This window comes from Streptomyces sp. NPDC002787 (genome assembly GCF_053592095.1).
The window spans coordinates 219,619-243,261 of the sequence record NZ_JBSFVC010000004.1 but is presented as its reverse complement, the minus strand read 5'-3'; the positions used below and the strand labels follow the sequence as shown (position 1 = coordinate 243,261).

General features: G+C 71.2%; 17 protein-coding genes and 1 pseudogene. 13 read left to right on the top strand and 5 right to left on the bottom strand.

The features are described 5' to 3' along the window. Positions 1-114 precede the first annotated feature (114 nt). The 13 genes and pseudogenes from ACWD26_RS07135 to pgi all read left to right on the top strand — a co-directional run bounded on the left by ACWD26_RS07135 (position 115) and on the right by pgi (position 16,675). A complete protein-coding gene (locus tag ACWD26_RS07135; protein ID WP_451267077.1) occupies positions 115-786 on the top strand; it encodes a response regulator transcription factor in 672 nt (223 codons plus the stop codon). Between the two features lie 141 nt (positions 787-927). Beyond that, positions 928-3,015: an excinuclease ABC subunit UvrC gene (gene uvrC, locus ACWD26_RS07130; protein ID WP_451267075.1), complete on the top strand. Its 2,088-nt coding sequence runs from the start codon at positions 928-930 to the stop codon at positions 3,013-3,015. Beyond that, positions 3,012-4,091, top strand: coding sequence for an RNase adapter RapZ (gene rapZ / locus ACWD26_RS07125; RefSeq protein WP_451267073.1), 1,080 nt, complete (start codon positions 3,012-3,014; stop codon positions 4,089-4,091). The genes uvrC and rapZ overlap by 4 nt, the downstream gene beginning before the upstream one ends. Next, entirely contained in the window at positions 4,088-5,158 is a 1,071-nt protein-coding gene (locus ACWD26_RS07120; RefSeq protein WP_451267071.1) for a gluconeogenesis factor YvcK family protein, read from the top strand. The genes rapZ and ACWD26_RS07120 overlap by 4 nt, the downstream gene beginning before the upstream one ends. Next, positions 5,149-6,138 (top strand): DNA-binding protein WhiA, encoded by a 990-nt coding sequence (whiA, locus tag ACWD26_RS07115; protein WP_391005529.1) that lies wholly within the window; start codon positions 5,149-5,151, stop codon positions 6,136-6,138. The genes ACWD26_RS07120 and whiA overlap by 10 nt, the downstream gene beginning before the upstream one ends. A 180-nt stretch (positions 6,139-6,318) precedes the next feature. Then, positions 6,319-9,273: a M14 family zinc carboxypeptidase gene (locus tag ACWD26_RS07110; RefSeq protein WP_451267068.1), complete on the top strand. Its 2,955-nt coding sequence runs from the start codon at positions 6,319-6,321 to the stop codon at positions 9,271-9,273. 268 nt (positions 9,274-9,541) lie between these two features. Next, positions 9,542-10,552 (top strand): type I glyceraldehyde-3-phosphate dehydrogenase, encoded by a 1,011-nt coding sequence (gene gap / locus ACWD26_RS07105; RefSeq protein WP_257546662.1) that lies wholly within the window; start codon positions 9,542-9,544, stop codon positions 10,550-10,552. A gap of 134 nt (positions 10,553-10,686) precedes the next feature. Next, a complete protein-coding gene (locus tag ACWD26_RS07100; RefSeq protein ID WP_451267066.1) occupies positions 10,687-11,898 on the top strand; it encodes a phosphoglycerate kinase in 1,212 nt (403 codons plus the stop codon). A gap of 6 nt (positions 11,899-11,904) precedes the next feature. Further along, entirely contained in the window at positions 11,905-12,681 is a 777-nt protein-coding gene (tpiA, locus tag ACWD26_RS07095) for a triose-phosphate isomerase (RefSeq protein WP_451267064.1), read from the top strand. A gap of 101 nt (positions 12,682-12,782) precedes the next feature. Continuing rightward, the gene (gene secG, locus ACWD26_RS07090) at positions 12,783-13,013 is read left to right on the top strand and encodes a preprotein translocase subunit SecG (protein WP_451267411.1); all 231 of its coding nucleotides are present in this window, start codon (positions 12,783-12,785) and stop codon (positions 13,011-13,013) included. A 205-nt stretch (positions 13,014-13,218) separates the two neighbouring features. After that, entirely contained in the window at positions 13,219-13,554 is a 336-nt protein-coding gene (locus tag ACWD26_RS07085; RefSeq protein WP_003957010.1) for an RNA polymerase-binding protein RbpA, read from the top strand. 165 nt (positions 13,555-13,719) lie between these two features. After that, positions 13,720-14,949, top strand: a pseudogene (locus tag ACWD26_RS07080) (MFS transporter). 70 nt (positions 14,950-15,019) lie between these two features. Next, the gene (gene pgi, locus ACWD26_RS07075; protein ID WP_451267062.1) at positions 15,020-16,675 is read left to right on the top strand and encodes a glucose-6-phosphate isomerase; all 1,656 of its coding nucleotides are present in this window, start codon (positions 15,020-15,022) and stop codon (positions 16,673-16,675) included. Positions 16,676-16,730: 55 nt separating this feature from the next. Here pgi and fabG read toward each other — a convergent pair whose 3' ends face one another. The 5 genes from fabG to ACWD26_RS07050 are packed head-to-tail and all read right to left on the bottom strand — an operon-like array spanning position 16,731 to position 23,641. After that, positions 16,731-17,447, bottom strand: coding sequence for a 3-oxoacyl-ACP reductase FabG (gene fabG, locus ACWD26_RS07070; RefSeq protein ID WP_451267060.1), 717 nt, complete (start codon positions 17,445-17,447; stop codon positions 16,731-16,733). Further along, positions 17,444-19,063, bottom strand: coding sequence for an MFS transporter (locus ACWD26_RS07065; RefSeq protein ID WP_451267059.1), 1,620 nt, complete (start codon positions 19,061-19,063; stop codon positions 17,444-17,446). Before ACWD26_RS07065 ends, fabG begins: the two co-directional genes overlap by 4 nt. Then, entirely contained in the window at positions 19,060-20,556 is a 1,497-nt protein-coding gene (locus tag ACWD26_RS07060; RefSeq protein ID WP_451267057.1) for a class-II fumarase/aspartase family protein, read from the bottom strand. Before ACWD26_RS07060 ends, ACWD26_RS07065 begins: the two co-directional genes overlap by 4 nt. Next, complete coding sequence (locus tag ACWD26_RS07055; protein WP_451267055.1) at positions 20,547-22,724, bottom strand: FAD/NAD(P)-binding protein; 2,178 nt, start codon at positions 22,722-22,724, stop codon at positions 20,547-20,549. The genes ACWD26_RS07060 and ACWD26_RS07055 overlap by 10 nt, the downstream gene beginning before the upstream one ends. Then, a complete protein-coding gene (locus tag ACWD26_RS07050; RefSeq protein ID WP_451267054.1) occupies positions 22,721-23,641 on the bottom strand; it encodes an NAD-dependent epimerase/dehydratase family protein in 921 nt (306 codons plus the stop codon). The genes ACWD26_RS07055 and ACWD26_RS07050 overlap by 4 nt, the downstream gene beginning before the upstream one ends. Between the last annotated feature and the right edge of the window lie 2 nt (positions 23,642-23,643).

The window sequence follows — 23,643 nt, the reverse complement described above, 5'->3', positions numbered from 1 at the left end:
CTTCAGGTGTCATCACAGCCCGCCCCCAACTAGGCTTCCGGCTAGCCGTAAGACCGTGTTCAGGCAGGCTGTCGGGACGAACAGGACAGGTCGGGCAAGGGGGAGACCGAGACCATGGACGCCGCTCAGCATCCGGCGCACGGGCGGGTGGTGCTCGCGGACGACGACGTGCTCCTGCGGGAGGGGCTGGCCAGCCTCTGCGAGCGCGTCGGCTACGAGGTGGTGGGCCAGGCCGGGGACGCCGGCGGGCTCATGGAGCTGGTGGAGACGGAGCTCCCGGACATCGCGATCGTCGACATCCGGATGCCGCCGACCCAGTCCACGGAAGGGTTGAAGGCGGCGCGGGAGATCCGGGAGCGGTATCCGTCGGTCGGGATCCTGGTGCTGTCGGCGTTCGTCGAGGTCGAGGACGCGTTGGAGTTGCTGGCCGGGGGGCGGAGCATCGGGTATCTGCTCAAGAGCCGGATCACCGTCGTCGACGAGTTCCTGGAGACGCTTGATCGCATCCGGCGGGGTGGTTCCGTGGTCGATCCGTCGCTGGTGCAGGAGCTGGTCGCCGCGCAGCGCCGTGACGATCCGCTGTCGATGCTCAGCAATCGGGAGAGGGAGGTCCTCGGCCTGATGGCCGAGGGGCGGTCCAATGCGGGGATCGGCAGACGGCTGTGGGTGACCGAGGGGACGGTCGAGAAGCATGTGCGGAGTATTTTGGGGAAGCTGCGGTTGCCGGAGGAGCCTGATGATCATCGGCGGGTTCTGGCCGTGCTGACGTTTTTGGAGACGCGCTAAGAGCTCGGCGTGTGCGGTCGTTCGGCGACTGCGGGTTGTGGGGGGCTGGTCGCGCAGTTCCCCGCGCCCCTTACGGGGCTGCCCCCTGGCTCTGTCCACAGGGCCCCCGTGTTGTCACTCCCCGCCAGTAGGGTGTGGAGCATGGCCGACCCCTCCAGCTACCGCCCCAGCCCGGGGCAGATCCCGGACTCTCCCGGGGTGTACAAGTTCCGTGACGAGCACCGCCGGGTGATCTACGTCGGGAAGGCGAAGAGTCTGCGTCAGCGCCTGGCCAACTACTTCCAGGACCTGGCGGGCCTCCACCCGCGCACCCGCTCGATGGTCACCACGGCCGCCTCCGTGGAGTGGACCGTGGTGTCCACGGAGGTCGAGGCGCTGCAGCTGGAGTACTCCTGGATCAAGGAGTTCGACCCCCGGTTCAACGTCAAGTACCGCGACGACAAGAGCTACCCGTACCTCGCGGTCACGATGAACGAGCAGTATCCGCGCGTGCAGGTGATGCGCGGTCACAAGAAGAAAGGCGTCCGGTATTTCGGGCCGTACGCGCACGCGTGGGCGATCCGGGACACGGTCGACCTGCTGCTGCGGGTCTTCCCCGTGCGCACCTGCTCGGCCGGGGTGTTCAAGAACGCGGCCCGCACCGGCCGGCCCTGTCTGCTCGGCTACATCGGCAAGTGCTCGGCCCCCTGCGTCGAGCGGATCTCCGCCGAGGACCACCGCGAACTGGCCGAGGAGTTCAGCGACTTCATGGCCGGGCGCACCGGCACCTACATCCGTCGTCTGGAGAAGCGGATGACGGACGCGGCCGAGGAGATGGAGTACGAGCGGGCCGCCCGGCTGCGCGACGACATCGAGGCCCTGAAGAAGGCCATGGAGAAGAACGCGGTCGTGCTCGCCGACGCGACCGACGCCGATCTGATCGCCGTCGCCGAGGACGAGCTGGAGGCGGCCGTCCAGATCTTCCACGTACGCGGCGGACGCGTACGCGGCCAGCGCGGCTGGGTCACCGACAAGGTCGAGGCCGTCACCACCGGTGACCTCGTCGAACACGCGCTCCAGCAGCTCTACGGCGAGGAGACCGGGGACTCGGTGCCCAAGGAGGTGCTGGTTCCCGCGCTGCCCGACCCCGTGGACCCCGTGCAGCAGTGGCTGACCGACCGCCGCGGCTCCAACGTGTCGTTGCGCATCCCGCAGCGGGGTGACAAGAAGGCGCTCATGGAGACCGTGGCGCGCAACGCCCAGCAGTCGCTCGTGCTGCACAAGACCAAGCGCGCCTCCGACCTCACCACCCGCTCCCGCGCCCTGGAGGAGATCGCCGAGGCCCTCGCCCTGGACAGCGCCCCGCTCAGGATCGAGTGCTACGACATCTCCCACCTCCAGGGCGACGACGTCGTGGCCTCCATGGTCGTCTTCGAGGACGGCCTGGCCCGCAAGAGCGAGTACCGCCGCTTCCAGATCAAGGGATTCGAGGGGCAGGACGACGTCCGCTCCATGCACGAGGTGATCACCCGCCGCTTCAGGAGGTACCTCGCCGAGAAGGAGAGGACCGGCGAGTGGGTGGACGAATCCGACGAGCCCGGCGACTCGGGTGACTCCGGCGAGGGCCTCGGCGGCCCCGCGGGCGGCCTCAAGGACGACGACGGCCGCCCCAAGCGCTTCGCCTACCCGCCCCAGCTCGTCGTCGTCGACGGCGGGCAGCCGCAGGTGGCCGCGGCCCGGCGCGCCCTCGACGAGCTGGGTATCGACGACATCGCCGTGTGCGGCCTCGCCAAGCGCCTGGAGGAGGTCTGGCTGCCCGGCGAGGACGACCCGGTCATCCTGCCCCGCACCAGCGAGGGCCTCTACCTGCTCCAGCGGGTCCGCGACGAGGCCCACCGCTTCGCCATCACCTACCAGCGCGCCAAGCGGGCCAAGCGCTTCCGGGCGAGCCCCCTGGACGACGTGCCCGGACTCGGCGAGACCCGCAAGCAGGCCCTGCTCAAGCACTTCGGCTCGCTGAAGAGACTGCGAGCCGCGACGATCGACCAGATCCGCGAGGTCCCCGGCATAGGCCGCAAGACGGCCGAGACGATCGCCGCGGCCCTCGCCCAGGCGGCTCCGGCCGCCCCCGCCGTGAACACGGCCACTGGAGAGATCATGGAGGAAGAGGAGCCCGGTACGACCGCGGACCCCTCTGGGGAACCCGTGGCCGCGGGCTCCCCGGACCGGCGGCGAGGGCAGGAATCATGACCGAGCACGACGAGCGCCCAGAACTTCCAGAGCACGACGAGCGCCCAGAACTTCCCGAGCGCCCAGAGCGTCCAGAAGAACAGCACCAAGAGCACACAGCGGAGCGCGGGGAAGCCCACAGCGCGGCGGGCGACCATGCCTCGCAGCACCCAGCGCCACAGGAAGACGGAGCACACGTGAGTACGGGCATCGAAACAGCCGGGGTCCCCGAGGCGGCCATCCCCGAGCTGGTCATCATCTCCGGCATGTCCGGCGCCGGACGGTCCACGGCCGCCAAGTGTCTGGAGGACCTCGGCTGGTTCGTCGTCGACAACCTGCCCCCCGCGCTGATCCCCACCATGGTGGAGCTCGGCGCCCGCTCCCAGGGGAACGTGGCACGGATCGCCGTCGTCGTCGACGTGCGCGGCCGCCGTTTCTTCGACAACCTCCGCGACTCCCTCGCCGACCTGGAGACGAAGAACGTCACCCGGCGGATCGTCTTCCTGGAGTCCTCCGACGACGCCCTCGTGCGCCGCTTCGAGTCGGTACGCCGCCCGCACCCCCTCCAGGGAGACGGCCGCATCACCGACGGCATCGCCGCCGAGCGGGAGCTGCTGCGCGAGCTGCGCGGCGACGCCGACCTGGTCATCGACACATCCAGCCTGAACGTGCACGAGCTGCGCGCCAAGATGGACGCCCAGTTCGCCGGCGAGGAGGAGCCCGAGCTGCGGGCCACCGTCATGTCCTTCGGCTTCAAGTACGGCCTGCCCGTCGACGCCGACCTGGTCGTGGACATGCGCTTCCTGCCCAACCCGCACTGGGTCCCGGAGCTGCGCCCGTACACCGGCCTCAACGAGGAGGTCTCCGCGTACGTCTTCAACCAGCCCGGCGCGAAGGAGTTCCTCGACCGCTACACCGAGCTGCTCCAGATGATCGCCGCCGGCTACCGCCGCGAGGGCAAGCGGTACGTGACCATCGCGGTCGGCTGCACCGGCGGCAAGCACCGCTCGGTCGCCACCTCCGAGAAGCTCGCCGCCCGCCTCGCCTCCCAGGGCGTCGAGACCGTGGTCGTGCACCGGGACATGGGGCGCGAGTGACCGGACGTACCGCGTCGCGGCTGAGCAGGCTGCGCCGGGTGGCCCCCGAGGGCCGCGAGGGCAGACCTGTCGAGGCACGTGGGGCCAGGCCGCGCCGCCGGGGCGCCCAGCCCAAGGTCGTCGCGCTCGGCGGCGGCATGGGCCTGTCCGCCTCGCTCGCCGCGCTGCGCCGGATCACCGGCGACCTCACCGCCGTCGTCACCGTGGCCGACGACGGCGGCTCCAGCGGACGCCTCCGTGACGAGCTGGGCGTGCTGCCGCCCGGCGACCTGCGCAAGGCGCTGGCCGCGCTGTGCGGCGACGACGACTGGGGCCAGACCTGGGCCCGCGTCATCCAGCACCGCTTCCAGTCCCAGGGCGAGCTGCACGAGCACGCGGTCGGCAATCTGCTGATCGTCGCCCTGTGGGAGCAGCTCGGCGACCACGTCCAGGCCCTCGACCTGGTCGGCAGGCTCCTGGGCGCCCAGGGCCGCGTCCTGCCGATGTCGGCCGTACCCCTGGAGCTCCAGGCCCTGGTCAAGGGGCACGATCCGGCGCGCCCGGACGACATCGACACCGTACGGGGGCAGGCGACCGTCGCGCTCACCCCCGGCGAGGTGCAGTCCGTGCACGTCGTGCCGCACGACCCGCCCGCCGTGCCCGAGGCCGTCGCGGCCGTCCGGGACGCCGACTGGGTGGTCCTCGGCCCCGGCTCCTGGTTCTCCTCGGTGATCCCGCACCTGCTCGTCCCCGACCTGCTGGACGCCCTCACCGAGACCAAGGCCCGGCTCGTGCTCTCGCTGAACCTCGCCCCGCAGCCGGGAGAAACCGATGGCTTCTCCCCGCAGCGTCATTTGGAGGTTTTGGCACGACACGCCCCTAAACTCGCCCTGGACGTGGTGCTGGCCGACGAGGCCGCCGTGCCCGACCGCGATTCCCTGACCGACGCCGCCAAACGGTTCGGTGCCGCGGTCGAGCTGGCGCCCGTGGCCCGGACCGATGGATCTCCGCGGCACGATCCGGAGCTGTTGGCCGCCGCGTACGACCGTATTTTTCGGATGCATGGAAGGATCGGCCCATGGCGATGACGGCAGCGGTGAAGGACGAGATCTCCCGGCTACCCGTCACCCGGACCTGCTGCAGAAAGGCGGAGGTCTCGGCGATCCTGCGGTTCGCGGGCGGGCTGCACCTGGTGAGCGGACGCATCGTGATCGAGGCGGAGCTGGACACGGCGATGGCGGCCCGCAGACTCAAGCGGGACATCCTGGAGATCTTCGGCCACAGCTCCGAACTGATCGTGATGGCGCCCGGCGGACTGCGCCGCGGCTCACGCTATGTCGTACGGGTCGTCGCGGGCGGCGACCAGCTGGCCCGCCAGACGGGTCTGGTGGACGGCCGGGGCCGGCCCATCCGGGGCCTGCCCCCGCAGGTCGTCTCCGGGGCCACCTGCGACGCCGAGGCGGCCTGGCGCGGCGCGTTCCTGGCCCACGGCTCGCTCACCGAGCCCGGCCGCTCGTCCTCCCTCGAGGTGACCTGCCCGGGCCCCGAGGCCGCCCTCGCGCTGGTCGGCGCGGCCCGCCGGCTGTCCATCGGGGCGAAGGCCCGCGAGGTACGGGGCGTGGACCGGGTCGTCGTACGGGACGGGGACGCGATCGGCGCGCTCCTGACCCGTCTCGGCGCCCATGAGTCCGTGCTGGCCTGGGAGGAGCGGCGGATGCGCCGCGAGGTCCGTGCCACGGCGAACCGGCTCGCCAACTTCGACGACGCCAACCTGCGCCGCTCCGCCCGTGCCGCCGTCGCCGCCGGTGCCCGGGTGGGCCGCGCCCTGGAGATCCTCGGCGACGACGTCCCCGAGCACCTCGCGGCCGCCGGACGGCTGCGCATGGAGCACAAGCAGGCCTCCCTGGAGGAGCTGGGCGCGCTCGCCGACCCGCCGCTCACCAAGGACGCCGTCGCCGGCCGCATCCGCCGGCTGCTGGCCATGGCCGACAAGCGCGCCTCGGACCTCGGCATCCCGGGCACCGAGGCCAGCATCACCGAGGAGATGGCCGAGAACCTGGTGGGATGACAGGCCGCCGCGAAGTCAACTCGCCGGTGCCGACGCCCATGTGAGGGAACGTCGGCACCGGCCTGTGGTTTGTTCGTACGAATTCCCGGTGTGGCCTGTGAGGCACCCTTGACGTGTCTCATGTCTGACATGAGCCTGGCGTCTGTTCGCCGCTGTGGCGAACCACTGCAAGGGGGGCTCATGAGACGAAGAGCGAGATCGATCCTCGCCGCCGGCGCGCTCCTGCTGGGTGGAGGCGCGGGACTGGCGCCGCTGGCCCAGGCGGCCGAGAGCGACGGTGCCGAGGCGGAGGAAGTCAAGGTCTTCCGCGCCGAGGTGACGAAGCAGCAGGTACCCCTGCTGCTCGCGGCCGGGCAGGACGGCCACGAACTCAGCGAGCAGGCGCCGGAGAAGGGCACTGCGTCGGTCGAGGTCTACCTCACCGACAAGCAGGCGGACGCCCTTCAGGAGCAGGGCGTCGAGCTCAAGGAGCACAAGCTCACCAGCAAGGTGGAGGCACGCGTGGCCGCCGCCGGCGACGGGGTCTACCGCCCCTACAGCGGCGCCGGCAACCTCAAGGAGGAGATCCTCCGCACCGGCCAGGAGAACCCGTCGCTGACCAAGGTGGTCTCCATCGGCAAGTCCCTCCAGGGACAGGACATCCTCGCACTCAAGCTCACCAAGAACGCCAAGAAGACCAAGGACGGCGCCAAGCCGTCCGTGCTGTACCTGTCCAACCAGCACGCGCGTGAGTGGATCACGCCGGAGATGACCCGGCGCCTGATGCACCACTACCTGGACAACTACAAGACGGACAAGCGGATCAAGAAGATCGTCGACACCACCGAACTGTGGTTCGTGATCTCCGCCAACCCGGACGGCTACGACTTCACCCACCAGGCGGGCGCCAACCGCCAGTGGCGCAAGAACCTGCGGGACGTCAACGGCGACAACGCCATCACGGTCGGCGACGGCGTCGACCTCAACCGCAACTTCGCCTACAAGTGGGGCTACGACGACGAGGGCTCGTCCCCGAACCCCACCAGCGAGACCTATCGCGGCGGCGGCCCCAACTCGGAGCCCGAGACCAAGGCCCTGGACGCCTTCGAGAAGCGCATCGGCTTCGAGTACGGCATCAACTACCACTCGGCGGCCGAGCTCATCCTCTACGGGGTCGGCTGGCAGGTGGCCAGCCCCAGCCCGGACGACGTGCTCTACAAGTCGCTGGCCGGCACGCCGGAGAACCCCGCGATCCCCGGCTACCACCCCCAGCTCTCCTCCGAGCTGTACACCACCAACGGTGAGGCGAACGGCCACGCGTCCAATGTCAACGGCGCGGCGTTCTTCACCCCCGAGATGTCGACGTGCCAGACCGCCTCGAACATCGACCCGGACGACGCCTGGAGGCCGGAGGACTGCGCCTCGGTGTTCACGTTCCCGGACGACGAGAAGCTGATCAAGCAGGAGTTCGAGAAGAACATCCCGTTCGCGCTCTCCGTCGCCGAGTCCGCCGTCAGGCCCGACCAGCCGAAGTCCTCGGTCGGCGTCGACGCCCCCGACTTCACCCCGGCCGGCTTCACCACGTCGTACTCGCGCGGCGCCGACCAGGAGATCTCCGTCGTCGCCCGCAAGTCCGTGCGCGACAAGGAGCTGAAGTACCGGATCAACGGCCGCGGCCGTACGTACGACCAGACGCTCAGGTCCTGGAAGGGCGGCGAGACGTTCGGCGGTGAGGACAACCTCTGGTTCGACGAGTACCGGGCCAAGGTCCAGGACGGCGAACCGGGCGACAAGGTCGAGGTCTGGTTCACCGGCGAGACGAAGAGTGGCAGGCCCACCACCAGCGAGCGCTTCACCTACACGATCGCCGAGCGCCCCAAGGCCGACACGCTCGTCGTCGCCGAGGAGGGCGCGACCGCGACGCAGGCGCAGACCTACGTCGACGCGCTGAAGGCCAACGGCAAGAAGGCGCTCGTCTGGGACGTCGCGACCCAGGGCGCACCCGATGCGCTCGGCGTACTGAAGCACTTCAAGCAGGTCGTGCACTACACGGGCGCCGTCCGCCCGGGCGTCGCCACCCAGCTCGAACTGCGCGCCTACCTCAACGAGGGCGGCAAGCTGATCGAGTCCGGCGAGAGCGCCGGCGGCTCCGTCGACCTCGGCGGCGGCACCCTGTCGAACGACTTCAGCCAGTACTACCTGGGCGCCTACAGCCGTACGTCCCTGCCCGACGCCAAGGCCTTCACGGGCCTGAACAGGCTCGACGGCTTCAGGGGAACGCTCGGCGACGCGCCCGGGAACCCGCTGAACACCGCCGGATCCTTCGGACTCACCTCGGACGCCCTGCCGGTGGAGACGTACCCGCAGTTCGAGAGCGCCGGCGCCGGCCAGTACCCCGGCACCGTCAACCCGTACGGCCCGTACGCGGGCGCGTCCATGGCGGCCGTCACGCACAGCGACTACGCCTGGAACCGCCTCACCCGCACCGTCGACCTCACCTCGGTGAGCGCGGCCGACAAGCCGACGCTGCGCACCCAGATGCTGTGGAACACGGAGGAGGGCTACGACCACGCGGTCCTGGAGGTGCACACGGCCGGCGCGGACGACTGGACGACGCTGCCGGAGGCCGGCGGCGCCACGTCCACCGCCGTGCCCGTCGAGTGCGAGGCCGGGTACTTCATCCAGGGCCACCCGGCCCTGAAGCGGTACCTGACCCAGGGCTCCGCCGGCTGCGTGCCCACCGGCACCAGCGGCTCCTGGAACAGCTTCACCGGGGCCTCCGACGGCTGGCAGCAGGTCGAGTTCGACCTGTCCGCGTACGCCGGGAAGACCGTCGAGGTGTCGCTCAGCTACATCACCGACCCCGGTTCGGGCGGTCGCGGCGTCCTCGCCGACGACGCCACCGTCGTCATCGGCGGCACGCCCGGCGCGGTCGAGGGCTTCGAGACGTCGCTCGGTGCCTGGAGCGTCCCCGGCCCGCCCGCGGGCAGCCCGGCGGTCGTGAAGGACTGGGGCCTGTCGGGTGAACTGTTCAAGACCTACGGGGCGGTCACCACGGACGACACCGTGCTGCTGGGCTTCGGCCTGGAACAGGTCACCTCGGCGGCCGACCGCAAGGCACTGCTCGGCAAGGCGCTGGCGGCGCTGAGGAACTGAGCACCGACTGTGCCGACCGGCTGAGAAGAGGCTGGTGAGCGGCCCTCCGGACGTCTGGAATCAGATGATCGGAGGGCCGCTCAAAAGGTAATCACCTTGCAAAACCCGGGCGGTCCGTACCCCTACCGGCGAGTACGGACCGCACCGGCATGTATAGGGCATCTCGATGTCACTCGACGGGCCCCGGGGAGGTAGGGTCGTAGGCGGTCGGGGACATCCCATACAGCTCGCCGGCACTGAGCCGGCGTACCAACGAGGAGATCGGTTCGTGACGATCCGCGTAGGCATCAACGGCTTTGGCCGCATCGGTCGTAACTACTTCCGCGCGCTGCTGGAGCAGGGTGCAGACATCGAGATCGTGGCTGTCAACGACCTGGGTGACACCGCGACCACCGCACACCTCCTGAAGTACGACACCATCCTGGGCCGCCTCAAGGCCGAGGTGTCGCACACCGCCGACACGATCACCGTGGACGGCCACACCATCAAGGTCCTCTCCGAGCGCAACCCCGCCGACATCCCGTGGGGCGAGCTGGGCGTCGACATCGTCATCGAGTCCACCGGCATCTTCACGAAGAAGGCCGACGCCGCCAAGCACCTCGCCGGCGGCGCCAAGAAGGTCCTCATCTCGGCTCCGGCCAAGGACGAGGACATCACCATCGTGATGGGTGTCAACCAGGACAAGTACGACCCGGCGAACCACCACGTCATCTCCAACGCCTCCTGCACCACCAACTGTGTGGCGCCGATGGCCAAGGTCCTCGACGAGAACTTCGGCATCGTCAAGGGTCTGATGACGACGGTCCACGCCTACACCAACGACCAGCGCATCCTGGACTTCCCGCACTCGGACCTGCGTCGCGCCCGCGCCGCCGCCGAGAACATCATCCCGACCACCACCGGTGCCGCGAAGGCCACCGCGCTGGTCCTCCCGCAGCTCAAGGGCAAGCTCGACGGCATCGCGATGCGCGTCCCGGTCCCGACCGGCTCGGCCACCGACCTGGTCGTGACGCTGCAGCGCGAGGTCACCAAGGACGAGGTCAACGCCGCGTTCAAGAAGGCCTCCGAGGACGGCGACCTCAAGGGCTACCTGGCCTACACCGAGGACCCGATCGTCTCCTCGGACATCGTCAGCGACCCGGCCTCCTGCACCTTCGACTCCTCCCTGACCATGGTCCAGGAGGGCAACTCGGTGAAGATCCTCGGCTGGTACGACAACGAGTGGGGCTACTCCAACCGCCTCGTCGACCTCACGGTCTTCGTCGGCGACCAGCTCTGATCGACAGAGCAGGCACCAGCATGTGAACGCAGGGCTCGGGCGGCGCAGTGACGCGCAGCCCGGGCCCTGCGGCACGTACAAAAGCGGCCCTCCTACGATCACGAGCACCACAAGCCTCCTCGGGAGCCCTCTCAATGAAGACGATCGACGAACTCCTCGCCGAGCCAGTCGCCGGCAAGCGAATCTTCGTCCGCGCCGACCTCAACGTGCCGCTCGACGGCACCACCATCACCGACGACGGCCGCATCCGCGCCGTGCTGCCCACCGTGAAGGCGCTGGCCGAGGCGGGCGCGCGCGTCGTCGTCGCCTCCCACCTGGGCCGCCCCAAGGGCGCCCCGGACCCGGCCTTCTCCCTCGCCCCGGCCGCCGCCCGCCTCGGTGAACTTCTCGGCGCCGACGTGGCGTTCGCGACGGACACGGTCGGCGAGTCCGCCACGGCCACGGTCGCCGCCCTCACCGACGGCCAGGTCGCCGTCGTGGAGAACCTGCGCTTCAACGCCGGCGAGACGTCCAAGGACGACGCCGAGCGTGGCGCCTTCGCCGACCGGCTGGCAGCCCTCGCGGATGTCTACGTCGGCGACGGCTTCGGCGCGGTGCACCGGAAGCACGCCTCGGTCTTCGACCTGCCGGCCCGCCTGCCGCACTACGCCGGACACCTCATCGCCACCGAGGTCGGCGTCCTGAAGAAGCTCACCGACGACGTCCAGCGCCCCTACGTGGTCGCGCTCGGCGGCGCCAAGGTCTCCGACAAGCTCGCCGTGATCGACCAGCTGCTCGGCAAGGCCGACCGCATCCTCATCGGCGGCGGCATGGCGTACACCTTCCTCAAGGCGAAGGGCTACGAGATCGGCAGCTCCCTGCTCCAGAAGGACCAGCTCGACGCGGTCACCGAGTACCTGGAGCGGGCGGAGAAGACCGGTGTCGAGCTGGTCCTGCCCGTCGACGCCGTCGTCGCGCCCGCCTTCCCGGACCTGAAGGGCAAGGCTCCGGCCGACGCCACCTCGGTCGCCGCGGACGCCATGCCCACCGACCAGATGGGCCTGGACATCGGTCCGGAGTCCCGCAAGCTGTACGCCTCGAAGATCACCGACGCCGCCACCGTCTTCTGGAACGGCCCCATGGGCGTCTTCGAGCACCCCGATTTCGCCGAGGGCACCAAGGCGGTCGCCCAGGCACTCCTCGACTCGGGGGCCTTCACGGTCGTCGGTGGCGGCGACTCCGCCGCGGCCGTGCGCATCCTGGGCTTCGACGAGAACGCATTCGGCCACATCTCGACCGGTGGAGGCGCCTCCCTCGAATACCTCGAGGGCAAGACGCTCCCCGGCCTCGCCGCACTGGAGGACTGACCCTTTATGAGCACGCGCACGCCGCTGATGGCGGGCAACTGGAAGATGAACCTCAACCACCTCGAGGCCATCGCGCACGTCCAGAAGCTCGCCTTCGCCCTCGCCGACAAGGACTACGAGGCCTGTGAGGTCGCGGTCCTGCCGCCCTTCACCGACCTGCGCTCGGTCCAGACCCTGGTCGACGGCGACAAGCTCAAGATCAAGTACGGCGCCCAGGACCTCTCGGCGCACGACGGCGGCGCCTACACCGGCGAGATCTCCGGCCCGATGCTGGCCAAGCTCAAGTGCACGTTCGTGGCGATCGGCCACTCCGAGCGCCGCCAGTACCACGACGAGACCGACGAGATCGTCAACGCCAAGGTGAAGGCCGCATACAAGCACGGCCTCACCCCGATCCTGTGCGTCGGCGAGGAGCTGGAGGTCCGCGAGGCGGGCAACCACGTCTCCCACACGCTCGCCCAGGTCGAGGGCGGCCTCAAGGACGTCCCCGCCGAACACGCCGACACCGTCGTGATCGCCTACGAGCCCGTCTGGGCCATCGGCACCGGCAAGGTCTGCGGCGCCGAGGACGCCCAGGAGGTCTGCGCGGCCATCCGCGGCAAGCTCGCCGAGCTGTACTCCCAGGAGACCGCCGACCGGATCCGCATCCAGTACGGCGGCTCCGTCAAGGCCGGCAACGTCGCCGAGATCATGGCCCAGGCCGACATCGACGGTGCCCTCGTCGGCGGCGCCTCCCTGGACGCCGACGAGTTCGTCAAGATCGTGCGCTTCCGCGACCAGTGAGTAGGCGGTAGCAGCGAGACGTCGTACTCTTGCGGGGACCGGCCGAGGCGGCCGGTCCCCGCAGTCCGTCAGAATCCGAGGAAGTTGGTCCAGCCGTGGTTATGGGGTTCTCGATCGCCCTGATCGTCTTCAGCCTGCTGATGATGCTGCTGGTGCTGATGCACAAGGGCAAGGGCGGCGGCCTCTCCGACATGTTCGGTGGCGGCATGCAGTCGTCCGTCGGCGGCTCCTCGGTCGCCGAGCGCAACCTCGACCGGATCACCGTGGTGGTCGGTGTGCTCTGGTTCGCGTGCATTGTCGTACTCGGCATCCTGATGAAGGTCAACAACTGACTGGCGTCACGGACGCACCATTCCGCACGTAAAGCCCCATGCTGGGTACGCGACTTCGAGCGCGGCCTATCATGGGGCTTGCGTCTGGGGGCGGGATGTAACTCCAATCACTGGACGCGCGTTGGGCCTTACGTAGACTGAGGCGCTCGCAGCGAAGCGAAACGCCGACTCGCTTCGCCGCACCATCACGCAGGGAGTTACGACCGTGGCAAGTGGCAACGCGATCCGAGGAAGCCGGGTCGGGGCGGGGCCGATGGGCGAAGCCGAGCGCGGCGAGTCCGCACCCCGGCTGCGCATCTCCTTCTGGTGCTCCAACGGACACGAGACCCAGCCGAGCTTCGCCAGCGACGCTCAGGTCCCCGACACCTGGGACTGCCCGCGCTGCGGCTTCCCGGCCGGACAGGACCGGGACAACCCGCCGGACCCACCGCGCACCGAGCCCTACAAGACCCACCTCGCCTATGTGCGGGAGCGGCGCAGCGACGCGGACGGCGAGGCGATCCTCGCCGAGGCGCTCGCCAAACTGCGGGGCGAGATCTAGGAATTGACACCGGCCGGGCACCGAGGGGTGCCCGGCCGGTGCGCGTTCGGGGCGCCTTGCTCGCCCGTACGCGGCGAGTTGCTTGTGTTTTCACTGGTCAGACCGATTGTCAGTGGTGCCCTCTACGGTTTGTGCATCGACGAATCGGATGGGGGACACAGGACCATGACCGGGGGATTCAGGAGGCTGTGGAGCGCCGCGGTGCTCTCCAGCTTCGGGGACGCGCTGCGTACGGCCGCGCTGCCGCTGCTCGCGGTGACGCTGACCGACGAGCCACTGCTGGTCGCGGCGGTCACGGCCTGCGGTTATCTGCCGTGGCTCGTCTTCGGGCTGCTCGGCGGAGCCGTCGCCGACCGGGTGGACAGCGGCGGGCCATGTGGGTCGTGGACGTGGTGCGCGCTCTGCTGGTGGCGGCCTTCGCGGCAGCCGTGGCCCTCGACCATGCCTCGATCGCCCTGCTGATAGCGCTGGCCTTCGCCCTGACCACCCTCCAGACGCTCTTCGACAACGCGGCCACGGCTCTGCTGCCCGCCCTCGTGGGCCGCGACGCGCTGGGCCGGGCGAACGCCCGGCTGATGACCGGCCAGCAGATCGCGGGCGGGCTGGTCGCCGCACCCCTCGTCCCGCTGCTGCTGGCCGCCGGGGCCGCCGTCCCCTTCGCGGCGGACGCCCTGACCTACCTGGTCGCCGCCGCCCTCGTGGCCTCACTGGGAGTCGCCGCGCCCGAGCGGGAGCCCAGAGCCGCGGGCAGCACCCTGCGAGCAGAGACCGCCGCCGGGCTGCGGACGCTGTGGGGGGGACAAGGCGCTGCGCGGGCTGTGCGCCGCCACCGCGCTGTGCAATGTCGGCATGGGCGCCCTCATCGCCACGCTGGTGCTGCTGGTGACCGGCTGGCTGGACGCGGGCAACGCCGGGTTCGCGGCGGCGATGACCGCGTACACGGTCGGCAGCCTCGCCGGGGGAGTGGTGAACGGGCGGCTGGTGGCCCGCGCCGGCCAGGTGCGTGCCGTGCTGCTGGCCGGCGGGGTGCAGATCGGGGCGCTGCTCCTGATGGGCTCGGTGCGGAACCTCGCGGCGCTCGTGGTGAGCCTGGCCGTCTTCGGGGCCATGGGGATGGTGTGGAACGTCAACACCACGACCCTGATGCAACAGCGCGCCCCCGCCGCCATGCTCGGTCGCGTCAGCTCCGCCTTCCGGACCCTCGGCGTGGCCGGGGCACCCCTGGGGGCCCTGCTGGGCGGAGTCGTCGCCACGGCCTGGGGCCTGAACACCCCGGCGCTCCTCGCCGCGGCCTTCTTCGTCCTGTCCGTCACCGCGCTGATACCGGCGCTCAGGACGGACGTATCTGTTGTTGAGCCGGACGACGACACGGCGACAGCTCGTGTTCCGTCGTGATCAATTAGGTTGGGACCGGCAGCGGGGCAAGGTACGCAGGACCAGGTAGGAAAGAAGGCTGAAGTCCGAGATGAACGCAGAAAGCCGTACCAGGCTCAACCAGACGCCCGAGTGGACCGCGCTGGCCGAGCACCGGGAGCAGTTGGGGGATGTGCGACTGCGCGAGCTGTTCGCGGCCGACCCCGGGCGCGGTGCCGGGTACACGCTGGAGGTCGGCGATCTGCACGTCGACTACTCCAAGCACCTGGTCACCGACGAGACGCTGCGACTGCTGCGCGAGCTGGCCGCCGCGACCGACGTGTTCGGGCTGCGGGACGCCATGTTCCGCGGCGAGAAGATCAACACCACCGAGGACCGCGCCGTCCTGCACACCGCGCTGCGCGCCCCGCGTGACGCGGTGATCGAGGTCGACGGCGAGAACGTGGTGCCGGGTGTCCACGAGGTGCTCGACAAGATGGCCGGCTTCGCCGAGCGCGTTCGCTCCGGGGAGTGGACCGGGCACACGGGCCGGCGCATCAAGAACGTCGTCAACGTCGGCATCGGCGGCTCCGACCTGGGCCCGGCGATGGCGTACGAGGTGCTGCGCTCCTACACCGACCGCGACCTGACCGTCCGCTTCGTGTCGAACGTGGACGGGGCGGACCTGCACGAGGCGGTACGGGACCTGGACGCGGCGGAGACGCTGTTCGTCATCGCATCCAAGACGTTCACCACGATCGAGACGATCACCAACGCGACCTCCGCGCGCGACTGGCTGCTCACCGAACTGAAGGCCGGATCCGAGGCCGTCGCCAAGCACTTCGTGGCGCTGTCGACGAACGCGGAGAAGGTGTCGGACTTCGGTATCGACACGGCCAACATGTTCGAGTTCTGGGACTGGGTCGGCGGGCGGTACTCGTACGACTCGGCGATCGGGCTCTCGCTGATGATCGCTATCGGCCCCGACCGTTTCCGGGAGATGCTCGACGGGTTCCGTATCGTCGACGAGCACTTCCGTACGGCGCCCGCCGAATCCAATGTGCCGTTGCTGCTGGGCCTGTTGGGCATCTGGTACGGCAACTTCCATGACGCGCAGTCGCACGCGGTGCTGCCGTACAGCCACTACCTGTCCAAGTTCACGGCCTACCTGCAGCAGTTGGACATGGAGTCCAACGGCAAGTACGTGGGCCGGGACGGCGTGCCGGTGGAGTGGCAGACCGGGCCGGTGGTGTGGGGCACGCCGGGGACGAACGGGCAGCACGCGTACTACCAGCTGATCCACCAGGGCACGAAGCTGATCCCGGCGGACTTCATCGGCTTTGCCGAGCCGGTCGTCGAGCTCGGCGACCGGTTCAAGGCCCAGCACGATCTGCTGATGGCCAACTTCTTCGCGCAGACCCAGGCGCTGGCCTTCGGCAAGACCCCGGACGAGGTGCGGGCGGAGGGGGTCCCGGAGGAGCTGGTGCCGCACAAGACGTTCAAGGGGAACCACCCGACGACCACGATCCTGGCGAAGGAGCTGACCCCGTCGGTGCTGGGCCAGCTGATCGCGCTGTACGAGCACAAGGTGTTCGTCCAGGGCGCCGTCTGGAACATCGACTCCTTCGACCAGTGGGGCGTCGAGCTGGGCAAGGTCCTCGCCAAGCGCGTCGAGCCGGCGCTGACGGAGGGGGCCGAGGTGCCGGGGCTCGACGAGTCCACGAAGGCGCTGGTCGCCAAGTACCGGGAGCTGCGCGGGCGTAAGTAGCTGTGCGGGGTGGGGAAGCGGGCGGCCGCGCGACGTCCGCTTCCCCACCCGGGCTTCAGTGGCCCAGCCCGGCGCCGCCGTCGACCGGGATGACGGCGCCGCGGATGTAGCCGGCGCCGGCGAGGAAGACGACCGCGTCGGCGACCTCCTCGGGGGTGCCCAGGCGCCCGGCGGGGGTGGCCCGCAGCAGCTCGCGTCGCTGTTCCGGCGTGAGGGCGCGGCTCATGTCGGTCTCGGTGAGGCCGGGGGCGACGACGTTGCAGGTGATGTCGCGGGGACCGAGTTCCTGGGTCAGGGACCGGGCGAAGCCGACGAGGCCGGCCTTCGCCGCCGCGTAGTTGGTCTGGCCGGGGGCGCCGTGCAGGGCGGCCGTGGAGGAGATCAGCACGATACGGCCGTGGCCCGCGCGGAGCATGCCGCGCACCGCGCGCTGGGCGACGCGGAAGGCGCCGGTGAGGTTGGTGTCGATGACGGAGGTGAAGTCCGCCTCGGTCATCCGCACCAGCAGCCGGTCGTGAGTGGCGCCCGCGCCCGCGACCAGGACGGTGACCGGGCCGTGGGCCGCCTCGGCCTCCTTGAAGGCCCGGTCGACCTGTTGACCGTCCGTCACATCGCACCGTACGGCGAGGAATCCGTCGGAGGCGGGCGGCTCGGCACCGCGGTAGGTCACCGTGACCTGGTCCCCGGCCGCCGCGAAACGGCGGGCTATGGCCAGTCCGATGCCCCTGTTCCCGCCGGTGACGAAGACCGAGCGGGCCGTCGCCTGTGTCATCGTGCGTTCCCTTCCCCTGCCGGGTCCAACGGCCGTGTGTGCTGAGGTGAGCGTGTCCGTTCGTGGCTGTCGGGTGCCGCCCGGGTGCGCAGACCCACGACGGCCACGGCGAAACCGACGAAGGCCAGGGCGGCGACGGAGAGAGTGGCGGCGTACATGGCGTCGAGGAAGGCGCGGTCGGCCGTGGACGCCAGTTCGGGCACACGCAGGGAGTCGGCCAGTGAGCGGGCGGCTTCGGCGGAGGTGCGGACCTGCTCCTCGGCGGCCGGCGACAGGCCCCGCGCGGTGCCGGGCAGTTCGGCGTCGGCCATCCGGTCCCGGTAGACGGCGGACAGGATCGAGCCGGCCATCGCCACGCCGAGGGTGCCGCCGACCTGCCGGGTGACGCTGTTGACGGCGGAGCCGGCGCCCGCGAGCTGTGGGGGCACCCCGCGCATCATCACGGCGGTGACCGGGGTGCCGACCAGGCCCATGCCGAAGCCCTGGATCCACAGCAGCGCGGCGACGACCCACAGGGGGGTGCGCCCGTCGAGCCAGGCGTAGGCGACGTAGGTGGCGGCGGTGGCGAGGACGCCGGAGGCGACCGTCCAGCGGGCCGACAGCCGGCGGGCCAGCGCCGGAGAGGCCTGGCTGCCCAGGACGATGCCGACCGCGGCGGCGATCATGACGGTGCCCGCGTCGGCGGGGGAGAGGCCGCGAGGGCCCTGGAGATAGAAGGCCGCGTAGAACAGGTGACCGGCCAGCGCCATGAAGGCGATCAGCAGGACCACGCTCCCGGCCGTGAAGCCGGGCTGCCGGAAGAGCCGCAGATCCAGGCTGGGCGTCGCGGAGCGGCGCTGACCGGCGACGAAGACGGCCAGCACGACACCGCCGAGGACCAGCGGCAACAGCACGTGCGGGCCGTACCAGGTGCTGCCGCCGCCGAGCTCGATGACGCCGTAGACCACGCTGCCCAGCCCGAGCACCGACAGGGCGAGGCCCGGCAGATCGAGGACCCGGCGGCGGGAACCGCCCAGGTTCGGGACCACGGCCACGACCGCCAGCAGACACAGGGCGACGATCGGCACGTTGACCAGGAACACCGAGCCCCACCAGAAGTGGCTGAGCAGCGCCCCGCCGACGACCGGGCCGACGGCCACGCCGAGACCGCTCGACGAGCTCCAGATGGCGATCGCCCGGGTGCGCTTCTCCTCCGGGGTGCTCTGCACGATGACCGTCAGCGTCGCCGGCATCAGCAGTCCGCTGCCCGCGCCCATGAAGGCCCGCGCCACGATCAGCCACGCCGGGCTGTCCACGAACGCGCCCGCGCCGGAGGCCGCACCGATCAGCGCGAGCCCGGCGAGGAGTGTGTTCCGGGGGCCGTAGCGGTCGGCCAGCGCACCGCCCGCGAAGAGGGTGCCGGCGACGACCAGGGTGTAGGCGCTCGCCACCCACTCCAGTTCGCCGGGGGTCGCGCCCAGGCCCTTCACCGGGTCGGCGAGCGTGGTGACGGCGACATTGAGGATCGAGGTGTCCAGCCAGATCAGCATCTGCGCGCAGACCACGACCAGGAGGACGGGCCAGGAGCGCGTGGGTGCGGCGGACGCCTCTTCGGCCGGCCGGCTCACGGTGCTCATCGGGTGCCTCCGTCGTTCTCGCCGCCGCGCACGGCGGCCTCGTGAGCGCGTCCGTCCTCGCGTCCGCACACGTCTTCGTATCTGTGGAGAGCCCGGTCGATCAGCGCGTCGGCCGCGCCCGTGTAGCGGGCGGGGTCGAGCAGTTCCGACAGCCGGGCGGGGCCGAACCGGGCCGACAGCCCGGGAGCGGCGGTCAGCACCTCGCTCAGGGGGCGGCCGGTGTCGGCGGCCTCGGCCGAGGCGGTGGTCAGGAGCTTCTTCGCGTGGACCTTGCCGAGCACCGGGGCCAGAGCCACGGCCAGACGTTCGGTGACGATGGCGCCGCCGGTCAGTTCGAGGTTGGCCCGCATGCGCGTCGGGTGGACGATCAGGCCCTCCGCGAGTTCGACGGCGGTGTGCGAGGCGCCGCCCGCCAGCCGCAGCGCCTCCCGCAGCGGCTGCCACTCCGCGTGCCAGGCGCCGGCGGGCCGTTCGTCCTCGGCGAGCAGACACTGGGCCAGGACGAGGGCGTGCGCGGGGACCTGCCGCGCGGCCGACACGATCAGGGTGGCCAGGGCGGGGTTCCGTTTCTGCGGCATGGCCGAGGAGGCCCCGCGACCGGCACCCGTCGGCTCGGACACCTCACCGATCTCGGTACGGGACAACGTCTGCACATCCAGCGCGAACTTCCCGAGCGCGCCGGTGACGAGCTGGAGAACGGCCCCGAGTTCGGCGACCGGGGTACGGACGGTGTGCCAGGGGAGGCAGGGTTCGGCGAGGCCGAGGGCCGCGGAGAAGGGGCCGAGCAGTTCCAGCCCGCCTTCGTCGGCGGCGTCGCTGTCCCTTACGGCCACGTTTCCGCGGTCCACCACCGCGTACTCCCGATACGCGGCCAACGTCCCACCCGCTCCCCCCAACTGGGCCGGAAGCCCCGACGCCACCGCCCGCACCCGGACCGCCGCGTCGACGACCGACTCCAGCCATCCCGCGGCCTTCAGACCGAAGGTCGTCGGCACCGCGTGCTGGGCCAGGGTCCGTCCGGCCATCACGGTGTGACGGTGGCTGTCGGCCAGCGCGGCGAAGGCCGCACCGACCCGTGAGAGGTCCCGGCCGATCAGGTCGAGCACACGACGGCCGATCACCATGGCCGCCGAGTCCAGAACGTCCTGACTGGTGGACCCCCGGTGCACATACTCGGCCGCGGCCGGATCCTTCGCGGCGACGACCTCCGTGAAGACCGTCACCAGGGCGACCACCGGGTTGGCGGCGGCCCGGGCCGCGTGGGCCAGGGCGACCAGGTCCAGCCGTTCCGCACGGGCCGCCGCGGCGATCGTCTCCACCGCGCCGGCCGGTGTCAGCCCCACGGCGTGCTGGGCGCGTGCCAGCGCCACCTCGACGTCCAGCATGGCCTGCAGCCAGGCCTCGTCGGTCACCTCGGCCGCCACGGGCGTGCCCGCCCACGTGGGGGCGAGCAGGCCCGCGTCGGTGCCCACGGACATGGCGTTCACACGCATCTACTCCCTGTGCCTGATGTCTGACGCGCCGTCGGAACGACGGCGACCCCGTGGGCCCCGGGCTCCGCCCGAACGGCGGCGGTCTCGTGGTCCCCCGGCTCCGCCCGGAGCCCCAGCGCCGCCCGTGCGATCGCGTCCGAGTCCTCCAGCGTCACCGAGCCGACGCCGGGCCTGACACCGACCGCCGTCACCCAGCGGACGCCTTCCACCGGCACTCCGAAGGCGAACCGGCGTGGGTGCGGCCGGCCCGCCGCGTCCACCAGCCGGGGAGCGCCCTCGGTCACCGCCAGTCCGCCCGGCTCGTACACCGCGTCGCCGCCCGGCTCGTACACCGCGTCGCCGCCCGGCTCGTGCACCGCGTCGGCGCCCGGCTCGTACACCGCGTCGCCGCCCAGCCGGTACGGGCCGCACGCGCCGGCCGCGAGCAGCCCCCGCAGCAGCGGGTCGGCGCTCCGCCGCAGATCCACGGCGGGCAGCCGAGCCTCGATCAGGGCGTCGACCCGGACCGGCGGCTCGTCCACCAGCTCCGCGTCGACGAGGAAACCGCCCCGACCCGCTCCCTCGCGGCCGCCCTCGCCGGTGCGTTCGCCGCCGGGTGCCCAGGCCCGTACCCGCATCCCCGGGCCGAGCACATGCAGGACGTCCGCCTCGATCAGCGCAATCAACTGCTCGATACGGAAGGCGGGCGGGCCGATCGAGGTGAAGGCGTTCAACGGGGTGTACCAGCCGTCGAGTTCGGCGCGGTAGGACTCGCCGGAGACTCCGCCGTGGTCGACGACGAGCCGGATCTCGTTGCGCAGGTCCCGCAGGGCGTCCAGCGCGGCCTTCAGCGGCCCGTTCACGTTGCCGCGGCGGGCCTCGGTGACATCCCGCCGCAGATACGCCAGCAGCCACCGCCGGAAGCCGGCGCGGTCGGTGAACGTCCGCTCGCCGTAGGGCCGTTCGATCCGCGCCCAGTCCCACCGCTCACCGGGCGGGACGGCGTGACGGTCGAGCAGGGCGGCCTCCTCGCACACACCCGCCAGGCACGACCGTACGAACTCCTCGGCGGCCCCCGGGCCCCGGGCGGCGCGGATCCACGCCTCGTGGTAGACGGTCCGCACCTCGCGGTCGATCAGCGGCCAGAGGTCGTGGCGGAAGCCGAGAGGGCGTCCGGCGGTCACCCGGCCCCGCAGTGCGGCGATGACGTCCGGGGTCAGGAAGCGTGGCTCGTGGCGGCCGAGCGCGCCCTTCTCGTTCTCGCCCCGGGCGTGGTACGGGATGCCGCGCCGCGAACCGGCGTACAGCACGGGCTCGTTGCCGCTCGGGAGGTAGACGAGGCCGGACTCACCCTCCTTGAACGTGCCGCCGCGGCCCTCGGTGAGGAGGGCCAGGCAGTCGAAGAAGTTCAGGCCCAGCCCGCGCAGGGCGACCGGTGTGCCCGGCGCGATTCCGCTCAGGTCGGCGTCGGCCGGGTTGGCGGGGGCGAGGTAGGTGAGGCCGTGGCGCTCGGCGAAGGAGCACAGCGCGCGTTCCTCCGGGGACGGGACCAGCGCGCCGTGGCCGAGGGCCAGCACGACCGCGTCCAGATCGGCCAGACGGTCACCGTTCGCCAAGATCACGGTCTGGGAGCCGCCCTGGGCGACCTCGTCGACGTCGGCGTCGATGCCCATGCCCATGCCCATGCCGATGCCCATGCCGATGTCGTCGTGCAGCGCGACCGCCGTCGTCGCGTGCGTGTGGACTGTCACATGGGCTGGGGCAGTGCGTAAGAGGTGTCGGAAGATCCACTCCAGGTAATGGCCGTGGAACGCGCGGGTCGGATAGGTGTCGGGGCCGAGCCGCCGGGCCTCGTCCCGGGCCCGCGCGGGAAGCGCCTGGTCGATGGCCCCGTCGCGGACCGCGCACGCCCACTCGTACAGGCTGGGCCCCGGCACCGAAGGCCCCGCGCAGGCCACGCTGTCGTCGGTGAACAGGGTCACCTGGGAGGCGACCGTGTTCATCAGCAGCTGGCCCGGCTGGTCCGTACGCCAGACCGCCCCCGCACCCGGCGGATACGGATCGACCAGGTGCACCTCGACCGGCCGCACGACCCCGCCCGCGTTGGCACAGATCCGCTCCAGCACGGAGAGCCCGCGCGGGCCGGCGCCGACCACACAGACGGCGAGGGCACCGTCGGGGGTGGTCATTCCCGGCCCAGCCCGTCGCGCCAGCTCGGTCTCGTCGGCTTCCAGCCCAGCGCCGTACGGGCCCGGTCGTTGGCGGCGCCGTGCGCGGAGGTGAGCTGGTGGGCCATGAACCAGCCGAGGAGACGGGGCGCGAGAGCCGCCGGAACAGTACGCGGGGACGGGCCGGCGAGCATCCGCGCGAAGTGGGGCAGCCACTGCGCCGCGGGGGCCGGGTCGTCGTCCGTCACATGGAACACCCCGGTGGCGTCGGACTCGACGGCCGCCACAGCGGCTCCCACGGCGTCCTCGATGTGCAGGAACGACGTGATCCCCGAGCCACCGCCGGGCAGCGGGAGCCGTCCGGCCAGCACGGACTCGGCGGTCCCGCCGGTGCGGGCGTACGCGGTGCGGGGGCCGTACAGGGTGCCGTAGCGCAGCACCACGCCCTCCAGGCCGCCGCTCGTCACCAGCCGCTCCAACTCGGCGACGGCCCGTACCGTCGAGGCCCAGCCGGGGTCGGGGGCGTCGACGTACAGGGGCGCGTCCTCGTCGAGGACCGGTTCGCCGGCCGGGGCGGCGGCGAAGGCGATGGACTGGGCGACCAGCCGCCGCGCACCGGCCGCGCGGGCCGCCTCGATCAGATGGGCGGTGCCCTCGGTGCGCAGCCGCGCGGTGAGGCCGAACGCGCCCGGCGGGTCGTCGCGCAGCAGCCGCAGGGCCGACATCTGGTGGACGACCACCTCGGGCCGGGCGGCCGACACCGCCGACAGCACGGCCGCACGGTCGAGGGCGTCGGCGACCACGATCTCGTCCGCCTCGGGAGCCCGGGCCCGCGACCCCTGCCGTACCAGGGCACTCACCTGGTGGCCCCGCTCCCGCAGTGCGCCCACCAGCGGATGCCCGACCGCTCCGGTGGCCCCGGCGACAAGTACGCGCACGG

Bases quoted from the DNA above. Each gene is read 5' to 3' on its own strand.
- ACWD26_RS07100 (WP_451267066.1), top strand. From the start codon at position 10,687: ATGAAGACGATCGACGAACTCCTCGCCGAGCCAGTCGCCGGCAAGCGA.
- whiA (WP_391005529.1), top strand. From the start codon at position 5,149: ATGGCGATGACGGCAGCGGTGAAGGACGAGATCTCCCGGCTACCCGTC.
- uvrC (WP_451267075.1), top strand. From the start codon at position 928: ATGGCCGACCCCTCCAGCTACCGCCCCAGCCCGGGGCAGATCCCGGAC.
- fabG (WP_451267060.1), bottom strand. From the start codon at position 17,447: ATGACACAGGCGACGGCCCGCTCGGTCTTCGTCACCGGCGGGAACAGG.
- ACWD26_RS07065 (WP_451267059.1), bottom strand. From the start codon at position 19,063: ATGAGCACCGTGAGCCGGCCGGCCGAAGAGGCGTCCGCCGCACCCACG.
- tpiA (WP_451267064.1), top strand. From the start codon at position 11,905: ATGAGCACGCGCACGCCGCTGATGGCGGGCAACTGGAAGATGAACCTC.
- rapZ (WP_451267073.1), top strand. From the start codon at position 3,012: ATGACCGAGCACGACGAGCGCCCAGAACTTCCAGAGCACGACGAGCGC.
- ACWD26_RS07055 (WP_451267055.1), bottom strand. From the start codon at position 22,724: ATGACCACCCCCGACGGTGCCCTCGCCGTCTGTGTGGTCGGCGCCGGC.
- pgi (WP_451267062.1), top strand. From the start codon at position 15,020: ATGAACGCAGAAAGCCGTACCAGGCTCAACCAGACGCCCGAGTGGACC.
- ACWD26_RS07135 (WP_451267077.1), top strand. From the start codon at position 115: ATGGACGCCGCTCAGCATCCGGCGCACGGGCGGGTGGTGCTCGCGGAC.
- ACWD26_RS07110 (WP_451267068.1), top strand. From the start codon at position 6,319: ATGAGACGAAGAGCGAGATCGATCCTCGCCGCCGGCGCGCTCCTGCTG.
- secG (WP_451267411.1), top strand. From the start codon at position 12,783: ATGGGGTTCTCGATCGCCCTGATCGTCTTCAGCCTGCTGATGATGCTG.
- ACWD26_RS07060 (WP_451267057.1), bottom strand. From the start codon at position 20,556: ATGCGTGTGAACGCCATGTCCGTGGGCACCGACGCGGGCCTGCTCGCC.